This is a genomic window from Nonomuraea fastidiosa (genome assembly GCF_042751225.1).
Lineage (GTDB): Bacteria > Actinomycetota > Actinomycetes > Streptosporangiales > Streptosporangiaceae > Nonomuraea > Nonomuraea fastidiosa.
Genome location: NZ_CP170570.1, coordinates 5,360,535 through 5,381,176, shown reverse-complemented (window position 1 = coordinate 5,381,176; position 20,642 = coordinate 5,360,535). Strand labels below are relative to the sequence as shown.

Here is a 20,642-nt window from a genome sequence, read left to right as displayed (position 1 = left end):
CCTGCCATGAACGCCCTGTTGCATGACGTCGCCCACCTCGGTCACGTCGAACTGCTCACCCCCGAGCCGGAGCGGAGCCTGTGGTTCTTCACCGACATCCTCGGCATGACGCGGGCAGGCGCGGACGGCGACTCGGTCTACCTGCGCACCTATGACGACTACGAGCACCACAGCCTCACGCTGACCGCCCACCGCACCTCCGGCATCCGGGCGACGGGCCTGCGCGCGAGCAGCCAGGAGGCGCTCGACCGCCGGGTACGTGCGATCAAGGACGCGGGGCTCGGCATCGGCTGGCGCGACGGCGAGCCGGGGCGCGGCCCGACGTACGCCTTCCGCGACCCCGACGGCCACGAGCTGCGCCTGTACTGGGAGACCGAGTGGTACGAGCCGCCCGAGGAGCTGCGGCCCGCGCTGAAGAACCAGCCGCAGGCCTACCCTTCGCACGGCATCGGCATCCGCCGCCTCGACCACGTCAACTTCCTGGCCGCCGAGGCGGCGGCGAACGGCGCGTTCATCCGCGACGCGCTCGGCGCCCGGGTGACCGAGCAGATCCGGCTGGACAGCGGCCGCATCTCGGCCCAGTGGCTGCACTTCGCGAACAAGTCGTACGACGTCGTCTACACCGACGACTGGACGGGCACGTCAGGGCGGCTGCACCACCTGGCGTTCGCCACGAACACCCGCGAGGACATCCTGCGCGCCGCCGACATCTGCCTGGAGAACGGCGTGTTCATCGAGACGGGCCCGCACAAACACGCCATCCAGCAGACCTTCTTCCTGTACGTCTACGAGCCCGGCGGCAACCGCATCGAGCTGTGCAACCCGCTCACCAGGCTCATCCTGGCCCCCGACTGGCGCACGATCACCTGGACGGAGGCCGAGCGCGCCAAGGGCCAGGCGTGGGGCCTGAAGACGATCGAGTCGTTCCACACGCACGGCACGCCGCCGGTCGAGACGCAGGACAAGACGCAGGACGAGACGCAGGACGAGGGCGTCAGCCCAGCTTGACGGCCCAGCTCGGGTGCTCGCCCGGCGGCAGCTCGACGAAGCCGGGCAGCTCCCGCAGCGCCTCCTCGGCGCCGCCCGGCGTGTACGTCGCGATGATCCGCAGGGGCCGCCACCCGGTGTTGAACGTCGAGTGCGGCGTCCCCATGGGGATGTAGACGGCGTCGCCCGCCTTCACCTCGAACTCGGGCTCGTCGCCGACCATCTGCCGCCCCTCCCCCTCGATGATGTAGAGCACCTCGTCGGAGGCCGGGTGCTGGTGACGCTCGTGGCCCCGGTCGGGGTTGATCACGACCTCGCCGAACGTGGACGACGCGCCCGGCACGGTGGCCGGGGTGACGTGCCACTTGATCGAGCCCCAGTCGAAGATCATGGTCGGTACGTCTTCGGGCCTGCGGTGCACGGACGGTCTCCCTCGATCGTCAGAGGGCCTTGAAGGCCCGGAGCTGGTCGGCGATGGCGCGCTCGGCGGGCAGGCGCTCCATCGAGGAGGCGCCGAAGAAGCCCGCGATGCCCTTGGTGCGCTCCTGGATGAAGCGGACGTCGTCCGGTTCGGCGATGGGCCCGCCGTGGCACAGGACGATGATGTCGGGGTTGACGGCCACGGCGGCGTCGTGCATCTCCTGCACGCGTACGGCCGACTCCTCCAGGGTGAGCGCGGTCTTGGCGCCGATGCTGCCCTTGGTGGTCAGCCCCATGTGCGGTACGAGGATGTCGGCGCCGGCCTGCGCCATGGCGGTGGCCTGCTCGGGCGTGAAGACGTAGGGGGCGGTGAGCATGCCGCGCTCGGCGGCCAGCCGGATCATCTCGATCTCCAGGTCGAACCCCATGCCGGTCTCCTCCAGGTTCGTACGGAAGACACCGTCGATGAGGCCGACCGTGGGGAAGTTCTGGACGCCGGTGAAGCCCATGGCCGCGAGCTGGTCGAGGAACTGCGGCATGAGCCGGAACGGGTCGGTGCCGCACACCCCGGCGAGCACGGGGGTGTCCTTGACGACCGGCAGCACCTCGCCGGCCATCTCGACCACGATCGCGTTGGCGTCCCCGTACGGCAGCAGCCCGGCCAGCGAGCCGCGCCCGGCCATCCGGAACCGGCCCGAGTTGTAGATGATGATGAGATCGACGCCGCCGGCCTCGGCGGCCTTGGCCGACAGGCCGGTGCCCGCGCCGGCTCCGATGATCAGCCGGCCCGCGTTCCGCTCGGCGCGCAGCCTGCCGAGCGCCTCCTCACGGTTCATGCCGTCCTCCCTTCCTGCGCCCGGCGGGTACCCCCGGCGCGTCTCATGCCGTCCCCTTCTGGATGAGCTCGTGCAGCCGCTCGGCGGCGGCGACCGCGAATGCGGGCTTGTTGATGTCGTCGGCGCTCTCCACCACCTGCACGTCGCCGCCCGCCACGGCCGCGAGCACGGCGTCGAAGCAGGCGGCGTCGGCGGCCGGGTCGTGGAACGGCCCGCCGGGCACGTCCACGGCGGAGACGCCGCCGCGCGGCACGAACAGCGCGGTGGGCCCGCTGGCGGCGGCCAGCTTCGCGCCGATGCGCCGGCCCAGCTCGGCGTTCTCCTCGGGCGTCGTCCGCATCAACGTGACGGTCGGGTTGTGCACGAGGAGGTTGCGGTCGCGGAACCGGTCGGGGACGGTCTCCATCGGCCCGAAGTTGACCATGTCGAGCGCGCCCAGGCTCACGACCTGGGGAACCCCGGCGGCCCCCGCCGCGGTGAGCCGGTCCGGCCCCGCCGACAGCACGCCGCCCACGAGGTCGTCGGCCAGCTCGGTGGTGGTGAGGTCGAGCACCCCGGCGAAGTAGCCGCTCGCGATGAGCGCCTCCATGGCCCGGCCGCCCGAGCCGGTGGCGTGGAAGACGATCACCTCGTAGCCCAGCTCCTCAAGGCGCGCGCGGGCGGCGTCCACGGCGGGCGTGGTGACGCCGAACATCGTGGCCGCCACCAGCGGCCGATCGTCGCCGGTCGGTCCGGTACGGCTGCGGGCGTCGTACGCGGCGGCCATCCCCGCGATCGCCGCGGCGGCGTTGCCGAGGATCTGCCGGGAGATCGAGTTGACCCCGGCCACGTCGACGACGCTGTACATGAGCGTCACGTCGCTCTGCCCCACGTACGCCGACACGTCGCCGGACGCCATGGTCGAGACGAGCAGCTTGGGCAGGCCGACGGGCAGCGCCGCCATGGCGGCGGCCGCGATCGAGGAGCCGCCGCTGCCGCCCAGCGCCAGCACGCCGCTCAGCCGGCCCTGCTCGTGCAGGTCGCGGGCGATGCGCGCGGCACCGGCGGCCATGGCGCGCAGCGCCGCGCCCCGATCGCCCGCACTGCGCAGCCGTTCCAGGCTCTCCCCGCCCGCCTCGGCCACCTCCTCGGCCGCAACGTCGGGCACCAGCGCTCTGGCGCCGGCCATGACGCCCGTGTCGACGAGGACGACCTCCTGTCCCGCCGCCGTGATCAGGTCACGGACGTAGGCGTACTCGGCGCCCTTGGTGTCGAGCGTGCCCAGCAGTAGTACCGCCATGCCGGTCTCCTTCAGGGACGACGCGTTCGCTGCCATCCGACAGCCTGCCCAGCCGCACAGGGGATCACGCCTGCGACATCGCGCCCGTGAAGGAGCCGGTGGAGGAGCAGGTCAGCGGCCGTGCACGATCAGCCAGGTGGCGACGGCGGTGACGGTGTCCGAGCGGTTGCCGATGATGTGGGGGCGGCTGCACGGGAACGTGATCGAGTCGCCCTCGGCCAGCGTGACGGTCTCCGACTCGAACTCGATCGTCAGCTCCCCCGCCGTCACCGTGCCGACCTCGTAGCCCTCGTGGTGCAGGAAGCGGCCGTGCGCGGTGGAGACCGCGTGCGGCGGATAGGTGGACTCGAAGAACTCGACGTCTGGGGTCGGGCGGGGTGAGAGCCTGCGGAACGTCACTCCCCCGCCGAGCCTGATGGGCGCCGTCTCGCCCGCCCGCGCCACCAGAACCTCGCTCCCAGCGCTACTGCCGGGCGGTCCCGGCTCGTACCCGTCGAAGACCGCCGCGAGCGGCGCTCCGATGGCCGACACGTACGCGATGAGCCTGCTCACCGACGGCCGCATCGTGCCGCGCTCGATCTGGGACACCGCGCTGGGCGAGATGCCGAGCTCCCTGGCCACCGCCCGCAGCGACTTGCCGGACTCCGTGCGCAGCTCCCGCAGCCGCTTGCCGAGCCGCTCGCCGCTGATCGCCTCCAGGCCCTCCATGGCCTCCGTCACACGTCTTTAACACTTGCGCAATCGGGCCGAACGCCCTCAAGTGTTAAGTGATGGCTTAACACCGTCCGGCGACCCTACCCCCCAAGGATGCCGCACATGACACAGCCCACCGTCGCCCAAGCCCCGCCCCACGACCCACGGCTCACCAACGCGGACCTCGCTCCGCTGCGCGAACAGACCTGGTCGTCGTACAACATCTTCGCCTTCTGGATGTCCGACGTGCACAGCGTCGGCGGCTACGTCACCGCGGGCAGCCTGTTCGCGCTGGGCCTGGCGAGCTGGCAGGTGCTCTTCGCGCTGCTCGCCGGCATCGTCATCGTCAACGTCTTCTGCAACCTGGTGGCCAGGCCCAGCCAGGTCACCGGGGTGCCGTATCCGGTGATCAACCGGGTGGTGTTCGGCGTGCTCGGCGCGAACATCCCGGCCATCGTGCGCGGCTCGATCGCCATCGCCTGGTACGGCGTGCAGACCTACCTCGCCTCGCAGTCGCTCATCATCATCTTCCTGAAGTTCTGGCCGGCCACGGCCGCGCTCAACGAGCCGACGTTCCTCGGCCTGTCCGCGCTCGGCTACATCTGCTACGCGATCCTGTGGGTGGCGCAGGCGGCGGTGTTCTGGCGCGGCATGGACGCGATCCGCCGCTTCGTGGACTGGGCCGGGCCCGCCGTGTACGTGGTCATGCTGGTGCTGGCCGTCTACCTGGTGAGCCGGGCCGGATGGGAGAACATCAGCCTCGACCTGTCGCAGGGCGAGAGCCTGGGCTTCGCCGAGTCGATCCCGGTGATGCTGAGCGCGATCGCACTGGTCGTGTCGTACTTCTCGGGGCCGATGCTGAACTTCGGCGACTTCTCCCGCTACGGCCGCTCGTTCGAGGCGGTCAAGCGCGGCAACCTCCTCGGCCTGCCGGTCAACTTCCTGTTCTTCTCCCTGCTGACGGTCATCACGGCCTCGGCCACGGTGCCGGTGTTCGGCGAGCTGATCACCGACCCGATCCACACCGTGCAGCGCATCGACACGCCGTTCGCGATCCTGCTGGGCGGCCTGACGTTCGTGATCGCGACCGTGGGCATCAACATCGTGGCGAACTTCATCTCGCCGGCGTTCGACTTCTCCAACGTCAGCCCGCAGCGCATCAGCTGGCGCACCGGCGGGATGATCGCGGCGGTCGGCTCGGTGCTGCTCACCCCGTGGAACTGGTACGGCAACCCCGATGCCATCCACTACACGCTGGGCCTGCTGGGCGCGCTGATCGGGCCGCTGTTCGGCATCCTGATCGCGGGCTACTACGTGTGCGCGCGGCAGCGGGTCTCGGTGGACGAGATGTTCACGCTGGACCCGGGCGGGCGCTACTGGTTCAGCAAGGGCTACAACCCCAACGCGGTGTGGGCCACGGCGGCGGCCGGGGTGCCGGCCATCGCCGCGGTGCTGGTGCCGAAGTGGGTCACGGCGGTCGAGCTGGCCTGGCTGGCCGACTTCAGCTGGTTCATCGGCTGCGGGCTCGGGTTCGCGGCGATGGTGCTGCTGGAGCGGCGCGTACCGAGGATCATTCCGGCATGACCCGTATCCGTGTGATCAACCCGAACACCGCCCTGGCCATGACCGAGTCCATCGGCCGGTGCGCCAGGGCGGTGGCGTCGCCGTCCACCGAGGTGACGGCGGTGAGCCCGGCCATGGGGCCGGAGTCGATCGAGAGCCACTACGACGAGGCGCTGGCGGTGCCGGGGGTGCTGGCGGAGATCGCGGCGGGCGAGCGCGAGGGCGTGGACGCGTACGTGATCGCCTGCTTCGGCGACCCCGGCCTGGACGCGGCGCGCGAGCTTGCGACGGGCCCGGTGCTGGGCATCGCCGAGGCCGCGATGCACGCCGCCACGATGGTCGGCAGGACGTTCAGCGTGGTGACCACGCTGGCCAGGACCACCGGCAGGGCGTGGGACCTCGCGCACCGGTACGGCTTCGCCGCCGCCTGCCGGGGCGTGCACGCCTGCGAGATCCCCGTGCTCGACCTGGAGAAGCCGCCGGCCCGCGCGGCGGTGACCGAGCTGTGCGCGGAGGTGGCCGAGCGGGACGGCAGCGACGCGATCGTGCTGGGCTGCGCGGGCATGGCGGACTTCTGCGCCGAGGTGTCGCGGGCGACGGGCGTGCCGGTGATCGACGGGGTGGCGGTGGCGACGCGGTTCGCCGAGTCGCTGGTGGCGCTGGGGCTGCGGACGAGCACGCGCGGCGAGTACGCCCCGCCACGCCCCAAGCGCTATTCGGGCCTGCTGCGCGACTTCACGATCTGACACGTTCCTGACACAGAGGTCTTGACTGCCTGCACAGGTCGGGGTTACTGTCGGCACACAACTGACAGGAAAGTTTCCTAATAGTTGATCCCAGACATCCCATCCCCCGTACACCCCTCGACCGGATGTCGGAGCATCATGAAGAACCCCACCTTGAGCAAGGCCCTCGCCGGGCTGGCCGCTCTGGCGCTGCCGCTCACCGCGGTCGTCGCCGGGTCCGGCCCGGCCCTCGCCTCCACCACCTCCCCCTCCTCCGCGCTGTCCGCCCCGCTCTCGGCCCCGCTCGCCGCCGCGCAGGCGACCGAGTGGGCGGCCGGGACCTCGTACACGGCCGGCACGCGCGTCACGTACAACGGCGTCGAGTACGAATGCATCCAGAGCCACACCGCGCTGCCCGGCTGGGAGCCGCCGAACGTCCCCGCCCTGTGGAAGCAGGTCTCAGGCGACGACGGCGGAGACCCCGGTGACGGCGGCGACCCCGGTGACGGCGACGGAGACAACGGCGACCCTGGCGACGGCGGCGGCCCCGGTGACGGGGGCGACGGCGGAGACGACGGCGGCCCCGGTGACGGCGACGGCGGCGACGACGGCGACAAGAAGGTCCTCGGCTACTTCGTGAACTGGGGCGTCTACCAGCGCAACTACCACGTCAAGAACATCGACACGAGCGGCTCGGCGGCCAAGCTGACGCACATCAACTACGCGTTCGGCAACGTGACGAACGGCCAGTGCGCGATCGGCGACAGCTACGCCGACTACGACCGCTTCTACCAGGCGAACGAGAGCGTGGACGGCGTCGCCGACACCTGGGACCAGGGCGCGCTGCGCGGCAGCTTCAACCAGCTCCGCAAGCTGAAGCAGAAGTACCCGCACATCAAGGTGCTGTACTCCTTCGGCGGCTGGAGCTGGTCCGACGGCTTCGGCCAGGCCGCGCAGAACCCGGCCGCGTTCGCCGAGTCCTGCTACCGCCTGGTGGAGGACCCGCGCTGGGCCGACGTCTTCGACGGCATCGACATCGACTGGGAGTACCCGAACGCCTGCGGTGAGACCTGCGACTCCAGCGGCCCCGCCGCGTTCAGGAACCTCATGCAGGCGCTGCGCGCCCGCTTCGGCCCCGACTACCTGGTCACCGCGGCGATCACCGCCGACGGCACGGACGGCGGCAAGATCGACGCGGCCGACTACGCCGGCGCCGCGCAGTACGTCGACTGGTACAACGTCATGACCTACGACTACTTCGGTGCCTTCGCGCCGCAGGGCCCGACGGCCCCGCACTCGCCGCTCACCTCCTACCCCGGCATCCCGACACAGGGCTTCTACTCGGATGCGGCCATCCAGAAGCTGAAGAGCAAGGGCGTGCCGGCGAGCAAGCTGCTGCTCGGCATCGGCTTCTACGGCCGCGGCTGGGCCGGGGTCACGCAGGCGGCGCCCGGCGGCACCGCGACCGGTCCGGCGCCCGGCACGTACGAGCAGGGCATCGAGGACTACAAGGTGCTCAAGACGCGCTGCCCGGCCACCGGCACGGTCGGAGGCACGGCGTACGCGTACTGCGGGAACCAGTGGTGGAGCTACGACACGCCGGCCACGATCGGCGGCAAGATGAGCTACTCGAAGGACCAGGGCCTCGGCGGCGCGTTCTTCTGGGAGCTCAGCGGCGACACGACGAACGCCGAGCTGCTCACGGCCATGAAGAACGGCCTGAGCTGATCCCCATCACGGTGGGCCGGCCCTCCCCGCGCGGCGGAGGGCCGGCCTTTCCGCGTCTACATCACCGTCCCCGGCTCAGCTGAGCTCGGCGAACTGCTCGGCGGTGAGCGTCACGGTGGAGGCGCCCAGGTTCTCCTCCAGGTGGGCGATCGACGACGTGCCGGGGATCGGCGCGACCACCGGCGAGCGGGCCAGCAGCCAGGCCAGGCTGACCTGCGCGGGCGTCGCGCCGAGCAGCTTGGCGACGTTGTCGACGGGACCGCCGGGCGCGGCCAGCGTGCCCTTGGCGATGGGGCTGTAGGGGATGAACACGATGCCCTGCTCGGTGCAGTGGTCGAGCACGCCCTCGGAGAAGCGGTTGGTCAGGTTGTAGCGGTTCTGTACGGAGACGATGTCGGCGATCCGCCGCGCCTGCTCCAGCTCGTCGACGGTCACCTCCGACAGGCCGATGGCGGCGATCTTGCCCTCGTCCTGCAGCGCCTTCAGCTCGCCGATCTGGTCCTCAAGCGGCACCTTCGGGTCGATGCGGTGCAGCTGCAGCAGGTCGAGCCGCTCCTGGCCGAGCCTGCGCAGGCTCATCTCGACCTCCTGCCGCAGGTACTCGGGACGGCCCACGGCGTGCCACTGGCCGGGCCCGGTGCGCACGAAACCGGCCTTGGTGGCGATCAGCAGATCCTCGGGGTACGGGTGCAGCGCCTCACGGATGATCTCCTCGCTGACGTACGGGCCGTAGGAGTCGGCCGTGTCGATGAGGTTCACCCCCAGCTCCACAACGCGCCGCAAAAGCTTGACGGCCGCGTCCCGATCGGCGGGCGGCCCCCAGACGCCCGGGCCGGTCAGGCTCATGGCGCCGAAGCCGAGACGGTGCACGGTCTTGCCGCCGATGGTGACGGTGCCGGTGGACGGGAGGGAGATGGACATGACAGTTCCTCGTTTCCGAGAGTGACGTTCCAAGTCCGTGATGCAACGGATACGCGGACAAATCTTCCCTATCACCCGCCCGATGAATACGTTTCGGGGCACGTGCGAATAATGACCCGGTTCACCCTCCACGTTCGAGGAGCACCATGGCTTCCCGCTTACGTAACGGCATGCTCGGCGCCATCACCGCCGTGGCCGTGGCCCTGTCACCCCTCGCCTTCACCGGAACCGCCGCCGCGCACGGCGGCCAGCACGGCGGGCACGGTGGTCACGGCGGTCACGGCAAGCCCGGCGGACCGGGCGGGCACGGGCCGAAGGACCCCGTCACGAAGGAGGTCGCCAAGCTCGTCAAGGCCGTGTCCGGCAAGAACGTCAAGAAGCACCTCAGGGAGTTCCAGGCCATCGCCGACGCCAACGACGGCACCCGCGTCTCCGGCACCCGCGGGTTCGACGCCTCCCGCGACTACGTGGCCGGCAAGCTGCGCAGGGCCGGCGACAAGGTGACGATCCAGCCCTTCGAGTTCGTCTTCGACGGCTACATCACCCCGCCCGTGCTGCAGCGGACCAGCGGGACGCCGAAGACGTACACGTACGGGTTCTTCAGCGACTACGTGGCGATGGGCGACTCGCCCGCCGGGTCGGTCAGCGGCACCGTGCAGGCCGTGGACCTGACGCTGCCGCCGGGACCGGAGAACAGCTCGACCTCCGGCTGCGAGCCTGAGGACTTCGCCGGCTTCACCCCCGGGAACATCGCGCTCATGCAGCGCGGCACCTGCGACTTCCGCGTGAAGGCGGACAACGCGGCGGCCGCGGGCGCCATCGGGGCCATCGTCTTCAACGAGGGCCAGGAGGGACGCACCGAGGTGGACCTCAACCCGGTGCTCGGCGGGCCCGGCGTGACGATTCCGACGTTCTTCACCCGCTTCTCCGTCGGCGAGGAGCTGGCCGCGGCCGGCACCGCGGTCACCATGAACTGGGACCCGATCGTGGAGACCAGGACCACCTACAACGTGATCGCACAGAGCAAGAAGGGCGACCCGAACAAGGTCGTCATGCTCGGCGCCCACCTCGACGGCGTGCAGGAGGGGCCCGGCATCAACGACAACGGGTCCGGCAGCGCGGGCGTCCTCGAGGTGGCCCTGCAGGCGGCCAAGCTCAAGCCCAGGAACCAGCTCCGCTTCGCCTTCTGGGGCGCAGAGGAGTTCGGCCTGCTCGGCTCCGAGCACTACGTGGCCTCGCTGAGCGAGGAGGAGCGAGCCAAGATCAAGCTGTACCTGAACTTCGACATGATCGGCTCGCCCAACTACACGTTCGGCATCTACGACGGTGACGGCGACGCGTTCGGCACCGCCGGTCCTCCCGGCTCCGACAAGATCGAAGAGGACTTCGAGAAGTTCTTCACCGGGCGGCGGCTGCCCTTCACCGCCTCCGCGTTCACCGGACGCTCGGACTACGGGCCGTTCATCGAGGCCGGGATCCCGGCGGGCGGCCTGTTCACCGGGGCCGAGGAGCGCAAGACCGAGGAGGAGGCGGCGATCTTCGGCGGCACGGCGGGCCTCCCGCTCGACCCGTGCTACCACAGCGCCTGCGACACGATCACGAACATCAACGACTTCGCTCTTGACGTGAACTCCGACGCCATCGCGACGCTGACCGGCACGTACGCGTTCGACATCGGCGACATCGGCGCCACGCGGCCCGCCCCGGCGAGCGCGGCGCGCAGCGCCGGGAAGCACACGCACCAGCCCGCCGGCTCGGCGAGCTGATCCCCGCGTGCGCCTCTCCACCCTGCAAGAGGAGGGGGGTGGAGAGGCGCACGCATGCCGGGGCCGTGCCGGCTCGCCCGGGCGCAGGGGCCGCGCCTTCAGACACGCCCAGCGCAGGCTCAGGCCACGCCGGGCTCAGGGGCGGGGCTGGTGGCCGAAGCGGACCGGTTTCACGCCGTGCGTCCGGGCCGCCGGGTCGGGCATCGCCTGGTTGCGGCTCGGGACGGGCTCGGCGGGCTCGATGACCGGCTCGGCCTCGCCCGCCGCGACGATCCGGCGTACCAGCCGCTCCCGCAGCTCCGCCGCGACCTGCGCGTGCGAGGCGTGCCCGGCCAGGTTGACCAGCTCGTACGGGTCGTTGACCACGTCGTACAGCGCCTGCTCGCGATAGCGGGCGGCGGCCGGGTCGTCCCAGGGGTCGGCGTCCTCGGCGACGGCGTAGTACTTCCACCGGGACGTACGGATGCCGCGCCCCACCTCCGACTCGCTCACCTGGAAGAACACCTCTTCCGGCCAGTCGGCGCCGGGATCGCGCAGCAGCGGCAGGAACGAGCGCCCCTGCATCTCCTCGGGCACCGGCAGCCCGGCCGCGTCCAGGAGCGTCGGCGGCAGGTCGATGGTGCTGACCGGCCGGGAGATCGCACCACCGCCGTCGAAGCCGGGCCCGCGCAGCGCCAGCGGCACCCGCAGCGAGGCGTCGTGGCAGGAGCGCTTGTACTCGGCGTTGCGGGTCTTGAAGTGGTTTCCGTGGTCGGAGGTGTAGGCGACGATCGTGTCGTCGAGCAGGTCCATGCTGCGCAGCGCGTCGAGCAGCCGGCCGAGCCCTTCGTCGAGGCGTTTGACCTGGCCGAGGTAGCCGCCCATGTGCCGGTGCGCGGTGCCGCCGAGCGTGGCGAGGTCGGGCGGCATCCAGGTGCCCTGGTAGCGCTCCTCGTAGCCGTCGGGCGCGGGATAGTTGTCCAGCTCGTTCTGGTGGTGCGGCTCCAGGAACGACAGGAACAGGAAGAACGGCTCGTCCGCGTGGTCGGCAACGAACCGCACGGCGGCGTCCACCAGCGCGTCGGAGCGGTAGCCGGGCAGCATGACGGGCTCGTTCGCCTCGTCGAAGACGATCGTGCGGTAGGCGTCGGAGGTGTGCTCCAGCGCGTTGGCGGCCAGCCAGCTCTGGTAGCCGCCGCGCTGGTGCTCGGGCACCGGCTCTTGCCCGGCCAGGTGCCACTTGCCGATGTAGCCGGTGGCGTCGCCGGCCGCGCCGAAGTGGTGGGCGAGCGTGCGCTCTTCCGGCGGCAGGACGCGGCCGTTGCGGTGCACGCCGGTCGTGGTCGGGTAGCGGCCGGTCTGGAGCGCCGCGCGGGCCGGCGCGCACACGGGCTGCGGTGTGAGCGCGACCGTGGCCTGCGTGCCGTGCCTGGCCATGCGGTCGAGGTTGGGGGTGAGCGGGCCGACGGTGTCCCACCGCTGCTGGTCGGTGAAGACGACGATCACGTTGGGGCGCAAAAGGGAGACTCCTATCGAAGGCCGGTGAGGGCGATGCCCCGCACGAAGTATCTCTGGGTGAAGACGAACAACAGCGCCGTGGGCACGAACAGGATCACCGAGCCGGCCGCCGTGAGGTGCCACAGCGTGAAGTACTCCTGGTTGAACAGGGTGAGGCCGACCGGGATCGTCCGCATCTCGGGCGTGCTGGTGGCGACCAGCGGCCAGAGGAACTCGTTCCACTGGAAGACGAAGGTGAACAGCGCGAGCACGGCGAGCGCGGGCCGGGTCTGCGGCAGGATGACGCTGCGGTAGATGCGCAGCTCGGAGGCTCCGTCGATGCGGGCCGCGCTGATCAGGTCGTCGGGGATCGGCTGGATGAACTGCCGCATGAGGAAGATCCCGAACGCGTCCATGAGGAACGGCGTGATGAGCCCCTGGTAGGTGTTCAGCCATCCCAGGTTGGCCATCATCACGTACAGCGGGATCATCCGTACGAAGAACGGCACCATGAGCGTGGCGAGCAGCGCCACGAACAGCGTGTTGCGCAGCGGGAAGCGGAACTTCGCGAACACGTAGCCGACGAGCGGGTCGAAGATCAGGTGCGACAGCGTGATCGCGCCCGCCACGACGAGGCTGTTGACGATGAAGTCGCCGAACGGCGCGCGGGCGAACAGCTCGGCGTAGTTGCCCCACTGCGGGCTCTCCGGCCACAGCACGGCGCTCGCCGCCAGCGTCTCGGCCTCGGTCTGCAGCGACAGCGAGACCATGTAGAGCAGCGGCAGCACCGTCACCAGGCTCGCCAGCGTGAGCAGCGTGTAGAGCAGCACCTTGCGGCGCACCGTCATCCGTTCCATCAGTACGTCACCTCGCCCCGCCGCCCGGCCCGAAGCTGGATCACGGTGAACGCCACGATCACGAGGAGCAGCAGCACCGACTGCGCCGAGGAGTAGCCGAAGTCCCTGGTGCGGAAGGCCACGTTGAAGATGTGGAAGACGGTCAGGTCGGTGGCGTCGCCGGGCCCGCCGCCGGTGATGATGTACGCCTGCCCGAACGCCTGCAGCCCCGAGATGACCGCCATGACCGACACGAACAGCGTGGTCGGTCCGAGCAGCGGCAGCGTGATCCGCCAGAAGCGGCGCCAGGCGTCCGCCCCGTCGATCTTGGCGGCCTCGTGGTAGGTCTCGGGGATGCCCTGCAGACCGGCGAGGAACAGCACCATCGTGTAGCCGACGCTCTGCCAGAGCGTGACGGCGGCGATGGTGAGCAGCGGCGCGGTGTTGAGCCACTGCTGGGTGGGCAGGCCGAGCGCGAGCAGCACCCGGTTGAGCACGCCCAGCTCGGGGTCGAGGATGTTGCGCCACAGCAGCCCGACGATCGCCACCGAGGTGAGGTACGGCACCAGCAGCAGCACGCGGAAGGCCACCCGCCCCTTGAGCGGCTGGTCGATGGCCAGCGCCAGCGCCAGCCCGAGCACGATGGAGCCGATCACGACCAGCACCGCGAAGACCGCCGTGACGAGGAACGAGTGCCGCACCGACGGGTCGGACAGCGCCTGGGCGTAGTTGCTCAGGCCGGTCCACTGGTCGGCCATCGGCCCGGTGCGGAAGCCGGTGGCGATCACGTTGCCGATCGGCAGGTAGAACAGCGCCGCGAAGAACAGGATGGCCGGCAGCAGGAAGAGGTAGGCGGTCCGCGCGTACCGGCCGGAGAGCGTGCGCGGCCTCACTTGAGGTAGCCCTCCGCCGTCTTCGCGAACTCGGTCAGCACCTCGGCGGCCGGGCGGTTCTGGATGATCACCTGCTGGTACATCACCTTGAGCTGCTCTTCCCACTTGCCGAACCGCCCGGTCAGCCGCACCTCCTGCGAGGAGTCCTTCGCCTGCGGCAGCGCGTCGGCGAACACCTTGATGACCGGGTCGGTCTGCACCTCGGGCAGCTCGGCCCAGGACTTGCGGGGCATGAGCATGCCGGTCTCCTGGGTGGCGGCCTGCTCGACCTCGAGGGCGGTGACGCGCTTGATGAAGTCCCACGACAGCTCGGGCCTGCTCGCCTTGGCCGGCACGAACAGGCTGACCCCGGCCGCCTGGGTGGCCTGCACCTTGTGCTTGAGCGGCGGCGCGACGCCGAGGTCGATGTCGGGGCTGGTCTTCCTGATCGGGTCGAGGTCCCAGGGCCCGGTGAGGATCATCGCGGCGCGCCCCGCGGAGAACAGCTTCTGCGGGCCCGAGTAGTCGGTGCCCGTGACCGGCACGGGGGCGACCTTGTGCCTGTGGATGAGGTCGGCCTGGAACTGCAGGGCCTCGATCGCGTCCTCCAGCGGCGTCATGGCCTTGCCGGTCCCGGCGTCGTACGGGGTGACGCCCGCCTGCATCATCCACGGCCACATGTAGGAGTAGTCCTGGTTGAGCGCGACGCCGTACACGCCGTCCTTGGTCAGCTTCTTCGCCGCTTCGAGGAACTCCTCCCAGGTGGTGGGCACCTCGACGCCCGCGTCCCTGAGCATCGCCTTGTTGTAGAGCAGGGTGTTGCAGGTCAGGTGGAGCTGCACGCCGTACACCTTGCCCTGGTAGGAGTTGCGCTCGACGGTCACCGGCTGCCAGTCGGAGGGGAAGCCCATGGCCTGGCCGTCGCGGTCGACGAAGTCCTGCAGCGAGCGGGCGTTTCCGGAGACGGCGAACTCCTGTACCCACCCGCCGGGCTCCTCCACCAGGTCGGGCACGGTGCCGGAGGCGAAGTCGGCGAGCAGCCTGGTGCGCAGGTCGGGCCACTGGTACTTCTGCAGGTTGACGGTGACCTTGTGTGCCTGCTCGAACGCGGCGATCACCTTGCGGTAGGCCTGGTAGTCGTGGCCGGCGTTCCAGTAGACGGTGAAGGTGCCGGGGTCGGCGCTCTGGGTGGCCGGCGCTCCCGCGCACGACGACAGGGCCGGCACGCCGGCGGCGGCGGTGGCCGCGCCGAGGAGCCGGAGCAGATCACGGCGTGAGGGGTGAGCGGGCATCGTGGGGTTCCCTTCTTAGGACGAGCCCCGCCGCAGGAAGGTCCACGACCGGACGATCTCGCGGGCGGGCGGCGGCTCATCGGCCTGGAGGCGGTCGAAGAGCAGGCGTACGACGTCGGTGTAGTCGTGGCGCAGCGGGCCGACGGTGCTGAGCTGCGGATTGGTGATGAGACCTTCGTCGATGTTGCCGACGCCGACGATGGCGACGTCATCGGGCACGGCGAGCCCCAGGTCCCTGGCGGCCGAGATGGCGCTGATCGCGGCCCGGTCGGCGGCGGCGAAGATCGCGTCGGGCCGGTCGGGCGAGCGCAGCAGCTCGGTCGCCGTCTGGTACGCCGCCACGCGGTCGTCGGCTCCCCCGGTGACGACGCGGTCGGTGACGCCGTGTCGCTCCAGGGCGGTGAGGTAGCCGAGCAGCCGCCCGGCCGGCTTGTCGCGGTAGAGCTCGTGCCGCTGCCCCATGAACGCGATGCGCCGCCGCCCGGTGGCCAGCAGGTGCTCGACGGCCTCCGCGCTGGCCTCGGCCTCCGGGGTGCGGACGACGTCGCAGCCTTCGAGGCCGCTCTCGTTGCTCAGCACCACCATCGGCAGCCCGGTGGCGGCCACCCCTTCGAGCAGGTCGCGGGCGAGGTGGTCACCGACCACGTTGATCAGCGCGCCGTCGGCGATGCCGCCGCGCAGCATCTCGATCGCGGCGGCGGCCCTGGCCTCGGAGTAGACGGCGAGGGTGATCACGGAGTAGCCGCGCGCGTCGGCCATCTCGTGCAGGTCGGTGGCCAGGCGCTCGTCGGCGGGGACGCCGCCGAACGTGCTCAGCACCAGGCAGACGCGCTGGGTGCGGCGTCTGCGCAGGCTCCTCGCCGCCTGGTTGGGGGTGTAGCCGAGCTGCCTGGCGGCGTCGAGCACCCGCTGCCTGGTCTCGGCGGCCACGGGTCTGTCGCGGCCGCTGAGGACGTAGGAGACGGTCGCCACTGACACGTTCGCCAGCTCGGCCACTTGTCGCGCTGTAGGTCTCATGTTAGTCGAATAACCTAGCATTCCCTATTGGGTTTTGGGGTAATTGGTGGCGGCGGATCTGGGAGAGCAGGTCAATCCCTGGTGTCCGGCCGCCACCCGGCCCGCAGTGTGCGTTAATCGATTAACACGCTAGTTCGCGGGCGAGGGCCCGGCAAGGGTCCGCACGACCCGGGACCCCCGGTTGTGATCGGCAGCGTGGCGCGCGGCTTCTGCGATCACTCTCCGTTACCTTGCGAGGTGAATGGGGGGATCTGCAGTGAATGGTTCGGCATGGGGTTCCGGCGAGGGCGTCTCCCGCCGGCTGCTGTTCACCGGCACGTTCGCCGCCGCCGCAAGCGCCGTCACGGGCTCGTTCTCCGAGGCCGCGGTGGCCGACCGGCCCGGCCGTGCCCGGCGGCCGGGGCGCGGCATGGCACTGCGGGCCAAGCCCGCGACCGTCTCGCTCGGCGGGCGCAAGGTGGCGACCTGGACGTACGACGGCATGGTGCCGGGGCCGATCATCCGCGCCACGGCGGGCGGCGTCGTGCGCGCCCGGCTCGTCAACGACCTGCCTGCGGAGACCACCGTGCACTGGCACGGCATCAGGATCGACCCCAGGATGGACGGCGCGCCCGGCTACACCCAGGCGCCCACGAAGCCGGGCCGCGCCTTCGACTACGTGTTCAAGGTGCCCGACCCCGGCACGTACTTCTACCATTCGCACGTCGGCACCCAGCTCGACCGCGGTCTGTACGGCCCGCTCGTGGTGGCCGACCCGCACGAGCCGCTCGGCTACGACGAGGAGTTCGTGGTCCTGCTCGACGACTGGCTGGACGGCGTCGACGGCACGCCCGACGACGCGCTGCGCCGGCTCAACTCCACCACCGACCACGACGACACGCTGCGCAGCACGCTGCTCGGCGGGGTCTCCGCCGAGATCCGCCACCCGTTCCACCTGATCAACGGCCGGATGGCGGAGGCGCCCGAGGTGTTCAACAGCCGGCCGGGGCGGGTGGTGCGGTTCCGGGTGATCAACGCGGCGGCCGACACCGCGTACCGGGTGGCGCTCGGCGGTCACCGCATGACGGTCACGCACGCGGACGGGTTCCCGTGCGGGCCCGCCACCGTGGACGCGTTCCTCATCGGCATGGGCGAGCGGTACGACTTCGTCACCCGGCTGGGCGCGGGCGCGTTCCCGCTGGTCGCACTGGCCGAGGGCAAGGGGGCGCGGGCGTTCGCGATCGTCAGGACGACGCGCACCGCCCGGCGTCCGTCCCGCGACGTCAAGGTGCCGGAGCTGGAGCGGCGGCTGCTCGCCTACGCCGACCTCAGGCCGCGCCGCGCCGACGCGCTCCCCCGCCCGTCCAGGACCGTGACCGTGACGCTCGGCATGCGGCCGTCGGGCAACGAGTGGACGCTCAACGACCGGCTGGCCGCCGACCCGCTACGGGTGCGGGTGGAGAAGGGCGAGACGATCAGGATCGTCATGGACAACACCTCGCCCATGTGGCACCCGATGCACCTGCACGGCCACACCTTCCAGGTCCGCGTGGGCGATCGGCGCGGGCCGCGCAAGGACACGGTGAACATCAAGCCGCGTGAGCGGCTGAGCGTGGACGTCGAGTGCGACAATCCCGGCGAATGGATGTTCCACTGCCACAATCTCTACCACCAGGAGCAGGGCATGATGGGCGTTCTCGGGTACGGCCCGCCATCGCCCCGCAATCGCCACATGACCCATTAGGTCAGCTTCTGTCGGAGTTACGCTCAAGTAATGTATTACTCCCGACACATTTCACCAAAAGCGTGATTTTCAACATTTGGCGACGTACGGTCTTGCGACACGCGCCCACGCTGCGAAAGGATCTCCAGTCGGACCCCAGCCCGGCATGACGACTGGAGACGCCTGTCGTGCGCGCACAACAGAACATCGAGCAGTTCGGCTACCGCCAGGAGTTACACCGTGGGGTCGGCCTCGCCGACCTCATTTTCTACGGTTTGGCATACATGGTACCGATCGCACCTTTCGCGATATTCGGGAATGTCTATTCGGAATCAGGTGGCATGCCGGTCCTGGCGTACCTCGTCGGGATGATCGCGCTGCTGTTCACCGCCGCCTCGTACGCGCAGATGGTGAAGGCGTTTCCGCTGTCCGGCTCGGTCTACAACTACGCCGGGCGCGGCATCGCGCCGCCCGTCGGCTTTCTCACCGGCTGGATGGTGCTGCTCGACTACATTCTCGTCCCCTGCCTGCTCTACCTGGTGGCCTCGATCGCCATGAACGCCAGCGTGCCCGCCGTGCCCGTCTGGGCCTGGCTGGTCGGCTTCGCGGCGGTCAACACCGCGATCAACCTGCGCGGCATCAAGATGACGGTCCGCCTCACCCGCATCCTCATCGCGGTCGAGCTGGCCGTGCTCGCCCTGTTCCTGCTCGTCGGTGTCTGGGCGCTGCTGCGCGGCGAGGGCCACGGCTTCAGCTTCTCGCCGCTGTTCAACGCCGACACCTTCACCTGGCCGGTGATGTTCGCCGCCGTGTCGGTCGCCGTCCTGTCCTTCCTCGGCTTCGACGGCATCAGCATGCTGGTGGAGGAGTCGACCGGCGGCTCCGCCCAGGTCGGCCGGGCCATGCGCGTCGCGCTGCTGCTGGCCGGCGTGCTGTTCATCACCCAGGTCTGGGTGGCCGCGCTGCTCGTGCCCGACCCCGCCGGGCTCATCGAGCACCCCAGCGACACCGCCTTCTACGACGCCGCCGCCGTCGCGGGCGGCGAATGGCTCAGGCACGTCACCACCGCCGCGACCGCGCTCTCCTGGGGGCTGGTCAACACCATGGTCGCCCAGGTGTCGGTCTCCCGACTGCTGTACGCGATGGCCCGCGATCGGCAGCTGCCGTCGTTCCTCGCCAAGGTATCGGTGCGGCACTCCGTGCCGTCGAACGCGATCCTGCTCATCTGCCTGTTATCGATCGGCGTCGGCCTGTGGTCGGCCGCCCGCGACGACGGCGTCGCGCTGCTGTCGAGCCTGATCAACATGGGGGCGATGGTCGCGTTCATCGTCCTGCACGCCTCGGTCATCGTGCACCATGCCCTGCGCTCCGGCTCCGACCGGCTCTGGGCGCACCTCGTCTCGCCCCTGATCGGCGCCGGCATCCTGGTCTTCGTCGTGATCAACGCGGACATCATGGCCCAGCTCCTCGGCCTCGTCTGGCTCGGGCTCGGCGTGCTCGCGCTCATCACCCTGTACGCGCTCGGCCGCCGCCCCACGCTGCGGAGCATGCCCGCCGGATCGGACCGCCGCTGAGGAGGCCCCATGGACCGGCTGCCGCTGCACCAGGACCTCTACCTGATCGCTCACGACAAGTCCGGCAAAGCGTTCGTCCACCCGACGTCGCTCTCGCTCGGGCTGGCCGGCGCCGCCCTGCTCGACCGGCTCCTCGCGGAGCCTTTCACGCCGATCGGCGGCCGTGACCCCGCGCCCGCGGCGCTCATCAAGGGGGCCGCGGCGGGCGGGATCTACGAGCGCACCCGGGAGGAGCTGCTCGGCTCGGGGGTGCTCGTCCGGGTGACCGGGCGGCGGCTCGGCATGCTGCCGTACACGCGGTACGAGGTGGCCGACATCGCCGCCGTCGTCCGCGCGTCCTCGGGGGTGCGGGCGGCGGTCGAGGGCTGGAAGGCACCGGACGCGCGCTGCGCCGGGCTGTGCGGGCTGGTCGCGGTACTGCGCCTGGAGGAGCAGCTCTACCTCGACCAGCCGGCCGCCAAGCTGGTCGCCAGGCTCCGCGAGATCGCCGCCGGCGCCACCCCTCCGGTGGGCGAACTGGTGGAGACCGTGGACACGCTCGTCGCCGAGGCCGCCATCGCCGTCTACCGCTGACCGGCCCGGCACCGGGCGCGGGTCACGGAAAGAGGGCGCGGATCTGAGAGATCACCTCGACGATGACCGACACCTCGGCGGCCCGCGCCGACAGCCGCTTGAGCGCGTCCACGATCCGGGACCCGTCGGGCTCGGCCTCCTCCAGCTCGCGCCGCACGTCGGCGGCATCGCGCCGGGCCTGGGCGGGTTCGCGGACCTCGCCCTCGTGCTCGGCGAGCAGCCGTTCGAGCCGCTCGACCAGCCGTACCAGCTCATCGGCCCCCGCCTGGGCGGGCGGGTGACGGTGGACGGTGGCGCGGGCGTGCGGCCCCATGGCGATGGGGCCGCTGACCTCGCCGCCGCTGATGTGCACGCGGTACTCGTCGCCGCTCATGACCCCTCC

19 protein-coding genes are annotated in these 20,642 nt (G+C 70.6%); 8 read left to right on the top strand and 11 right to left on the bottom strand.

All coding sequences use genetic code 11. From position 1 onward, the window contains the following. Positions 1-6: 6 nt before the first annotated feature. A complete protein-coding gene (locus tag ACFMQL_RS24985; protein WP_378787264.1) occupies positions 7-1,008 on the top strand; it encodes a catechol 2,3-dioxygenase in 1,002 nt (333 codons plus the stop codon). On the opposite strand, the gene ACFMQL_RS24980 is transcribed toward ACFMQL_RS24985, so the two are convergent. The 4 genes from ACFMQL_RS24980 to ACFMQL_RS24965 all read right to left on the bottom strand — a co-directional run bounded on the left by ACFMQL_RS24980 (position 995) and on the right by ACFMQL_RS24965 (position 4,242). Continuing rightward, positions 995-1,408, bottom strand: coding sequence for a cupin domain-containing protein (locus ACFMQL_RS24980; RefSeq protein WP_364056506.1), 414 nt, complete (start codon positions 1,406-1,408; stop codon positions 995-997). The genes ACFMQL_RS24985 and ACFMQL_RS24980 overlap by 14 nt on opposite strands. 19 nt (positions 1,409-1,427) lie before the next feature. Beyond that, a complete protein-coding gene (locus ACFMQL_RS24975) occupies positions 1,428-2,243 on the bottom strand; it encodes a phosphoenolpyruvate hydrolase family protein (RefSeq protein WP_364056509.1) in 816 nt (271 codons plus the stop codon). A gap of 43 nt (positions 2,244-2,286) precedes the next feature. Next, complete coding sequence (locus ACFMQL_RS24970; RefSeq protein ID WP_378787261.1) at positions 2,287-3,522, bottom strand: Tm-1-like ATP-binding domain-containing protein; 1,236 nt, start codon at positions 3,520-3,522, stop codon at positions 2,287-2,289. Between the two features lie 111 nt (positions 3,523-3,633). Then, positions 3,634-4,242 (bottom strand): helix-turn-helix domain-containing protein, encoded by a 609-nt coding sequence (locus tag ACFMQL_RS24965; RefSeq protein ID WP_364056515.1) that lies wholly within the window; start codon positions 4,240-4,242, stop codon positions 3,634-3,636. 96 nt (positions 4,243-4,338) lie between these two features. On the opposite strand from ACFMQL_RS24965, the gene ACFMQL_RS24960 reads away from it, so the two are divergent. The 3 genes from ACFMQL_RS24960 to ACFMQL_RS24950 all read left to right on the top strand — a co-directional run bounded on the left by ACFMQL_RS24960 (position 4,339) and on the right by ACFMQL_RS24950 (position 8,231). Further along, positions 4,339-5,799 carry an NCS1 family nucleobase:cation symporter-1 gene (locus tag ACFMQL_RS24960; RefSeq protein WP_364056518.1) on the top strand — a complete coding sequence of 487 codons (1,461 nt, stop codon included), beginning with the start codon at positions 4,339-4,341 and terminating at the stop codon, positions 5,797-5,799. After that, a complete protein-coding gene (locus ACFMQL_RS24955) occupies positions 5,796-6,524 on the top strand; it encodes an aspartate/glutamate racemase family protein (RefSeq protein WP_364056521.1) in 729 nt (242 codons plus the stop codon). The genes ACFMQL_RS24960 and ACFMQL_RS24955 overlap by 4 nt, the downstream gene beginning before the upstream one ends. 138 nt (positions 6,525-6,662) lie before the next feature. Further along, entirely contained in the window at positions 6,663-8,231 is a 1,569-nt protein-coding gene (locus ACFMQL_RS24950) for a glycosyl hydrolase family 18 protein (RefSeq protein ID WP_378787258.1), read from the top strand. Positions 8,232-8,306: 75 nt separating this feature from the next. Here the strand turns inward: ACFMQL_RS24950 and ACFMQL_RS24945 are convergent, their stop codons facing one another. Next, entirely contained in the window at positions 8,307-9,152 is an 846-nt protein-coding gene (locus tag ACFMQL_RS24945; protein WP_364056527.1) for an aldo/keto reductase, read from the bottom strand. Between the two features lie 146 nt (positions 9,153-9,298). Here ACFMQL_RS24945 and ACFMQL_RS24940 point away from each other — a divergent pair, with 146 nt between their 5' ends. Next, positions 9,299-10,918, top strand: coding sequence for a M28 family metallopeptidase (locus tag ACFMQL_RS24940; protein WP_378787256.1), 1,620 nt, complete (start codon positions 9,299-9,301; stop codon positions 10,916-10,918). Between the two features lie 135 nt (positions 10,919-11,053). On the opposite strand, the gene ACFMQL_RS24935 is transcribed toward ACFMQL_RS24940, so the two are convergent. From ACFMQL_RS24935 to ACFMQL_RS24915, 5 genes are read right to left on the bottom strand one after another with little or no spacing between them, the layout of a single operon-like run. Continuing rightward, positions 11,054-12,415 (bottom strand): sulfatase-like hydrolase/transferase, encoded by a 1,362-nt coding sequence (locus ACFMQL_RS24935; protein WP_378787254.1) that lies wholly within the window; start codon positions 12,413-12,415, stop codon positions 11,054-11,056. An 11-nt stretch (positions 12,416-12,426) separates the two neighbouring features. Next, complete coding sequence (locus ACFMQL_RS24930) at positions 12,427-13,251, bottom strand: carbohydrate ABC transporter permease (protein ID WP_364056535.1); 825 nt, start codon at positions 13,249-13,251, stop codon at positions 12,427-12,429. Continuing rightward, a complete protein-coding gene (locus tag ACFMQL_RS24925) occupies positions 13,251-14,123 on the bottom strand; it encodes a sugar ABC transporter permease (RefSeq protein WP_364056538.1) in 873 nt (290 codons plus the stop codon). Before ACFMQL_RS24925 ends, ACFMQL_RS24930 begins: the two co-directional genes overlap by 1 nt. Continuing rightward, positions 14,120-15,394 carry an extracellular solute-binding protein gene (locus ACFMQL_RS24920; protein WP_378787252.1) on the bottom strand — a complete coding sequence of 425 codons (1,275 nt, stop codon included), beginning with the start codon at positions 15,392-15,394 and terminating at the stop codon, positions 14,120-14,122. Before ACFMQL_RS24920 ends, ACFMQL_RS24925 begins: the two co-directional genes overlap by 4 nt. A 15-nt stretch (positions 15,395-15,409) precedes the next feature. Beyond that, positions 15,410-16,390 carry a LacI family DNA-binding transcriptional regulator gene (locus ACFMQL_RS24915; RefSeq protein ID WP_364056544.1) on the bottom strand — a complete coding sequence of 327 codons (981 nt, stop codon included), beginning with the start codon at positions 16,388-16,390 and terminating at the stop codon, positions 15,410-15,412. Between the two features lie 277 nt (positions 16,391-16,667). On the opposite strand from ACFMQL_RS24915, the gene ACFMQL_RS24910 reads away from it, so the two are divergent. From ACFMQL_RS24910 to ACFMQL_RS24900, 3 genes are all read left to right on the top strand, one after another. Next, positions 16,668-18,134, top strand: coding sequence for a multicopper oxidase family protein (locus ACFMQL_RS24910; protein WP_378787249.1), 1,467 nt, complete (start codon positions 16,668-16,670; stop codon positions 18,132-18,134). A gap of 167 nt (positions 18,135-18,301) precedes the next feature. Next, positions 18,302-19,687 carry an APC family permease gene (locus ACFMQL_RS24905; protein ID WP_378787247.1) on the top strand — a complete coding sequence of 462 codons (1,386 nt, stop codon included), beginning with the start codon at positions 18,302-18,304 and terminating at the stop codon, positions 19,685-19,687. A gap of 9 nt (positions 19,688-19,696) precedes the next feature. After that, positions 19,697-20,260 (top strand): GPP34 family phosphoprotein, encoded by a 564-nt coding sequence (locus ACFMQL_RS24900; protein WP_364056552.1) that lies wholly within the window; start codon positions 19,697-19,699, stop codon positions 20,258-20,260. Positions 20,261-20,282: 22 nt separating this feature from the next. Here ACFMQL_RS24900 and ACFMQL_RS24895 read toward each other — a convergent pair whose 3' ends face one another. Beyond that, on the bottom strand, positions 20,283-20,633 hold the full coding sequence (locus ACFMQL_RS24895) for a hypothetical protein (RefSeq protein WP_378787245.1): 351 nt from the start codon (positions 20,631-20,633) through the stop codon (positions 20,283-20,285). Between the last annotated feature and the right edge of the window lie 9 nt (positions 20,634-20,642).

Coding starts and splice junctions, on each gene's coding strand:
- ACFMQL_RS24985 (WP_378787264.1), top strand. CDS start 7: ATGAACGCCCTGTTGCATGACGTCGCCCACCTCGGTCACGTCGAACTG.
- ACFMQL_RS24975 (WP_364056509.1), bottom strand. CDS start 2,243: ATGAACCGTGAGGAGGCGCTCGGCAGGCTGCGCGCCGAGCGGAACGCG.
- ACFMQL_RS24970 (WP_378787261.1), bottom strand. CDS start 3,522: ATGGCGGTACTACTGCTGGGCACGCTCGACACCAAGGGCGCCGAGTAC.
- ACFMQL_RS24960 (WP_364056518.1), top strand. CDS start 4,339: ATGACACAGCCCACCGTCGCCCAAGCCCCGCCCCACGACCCACGGCTC.
- ACFMQL_RS24955 (WP_364056521.1), top strand. CDS start 5,796: ATGACCCGTATCCGTGTGATCAACCCGAACACCGCCCTGGCCATGACC.
- ACFMQL_RS24950 (WP_378787258.1), top strand. CDS start 6,663: ATGAAGAACCCCACCTTGAGCAAGGCCCTCGCCGGGCTGGCCGCTCTG.
- ACFMQL_RS24945 (WP_364056527.1), bottom strand. CDS start 9,152: ATGTCCATCTCCCTCCCGTCCACCGGCACCGTCACCATCGGCGGCAAG.
- ACFMQL_RS24940 (WP_378787256.1), top strand. CDS start 9,299: ATGGCTTCCCGCTTACGTAACGGCATGCTCGGCGCCATCACCGCCGTG.
- ACFMQL_RS24930 (WP_364056535.1), bottom strand. CDS start 13,251: ATGGAACGGATGACGGTGCGCCGCAAGGTGCTGCTCTACACGCTGCTC.
- ACFMQL_RS24920 (WP_378787252.1), bottom strand. CDS start 15,394: ATGCCCGCTCACCCCTCACGCCGTGATCTGCTCCGGCTCCTCGGCGCG.
- ACFMQL_RS24900 (WP_364056552.1), top strand. CDS start 19,697: ATGGACCGGCTGCCGCTGCACCAGGACCTCTACCTGATCGCTCACGAC.
- ACFMQL_RS24895 (WP_378787245.1), bottom strand. CDS start 20,633: ATGAGCGGCGACGAGTACCGCGTGCACATCAGCGGCGGCGAGGTCAGC.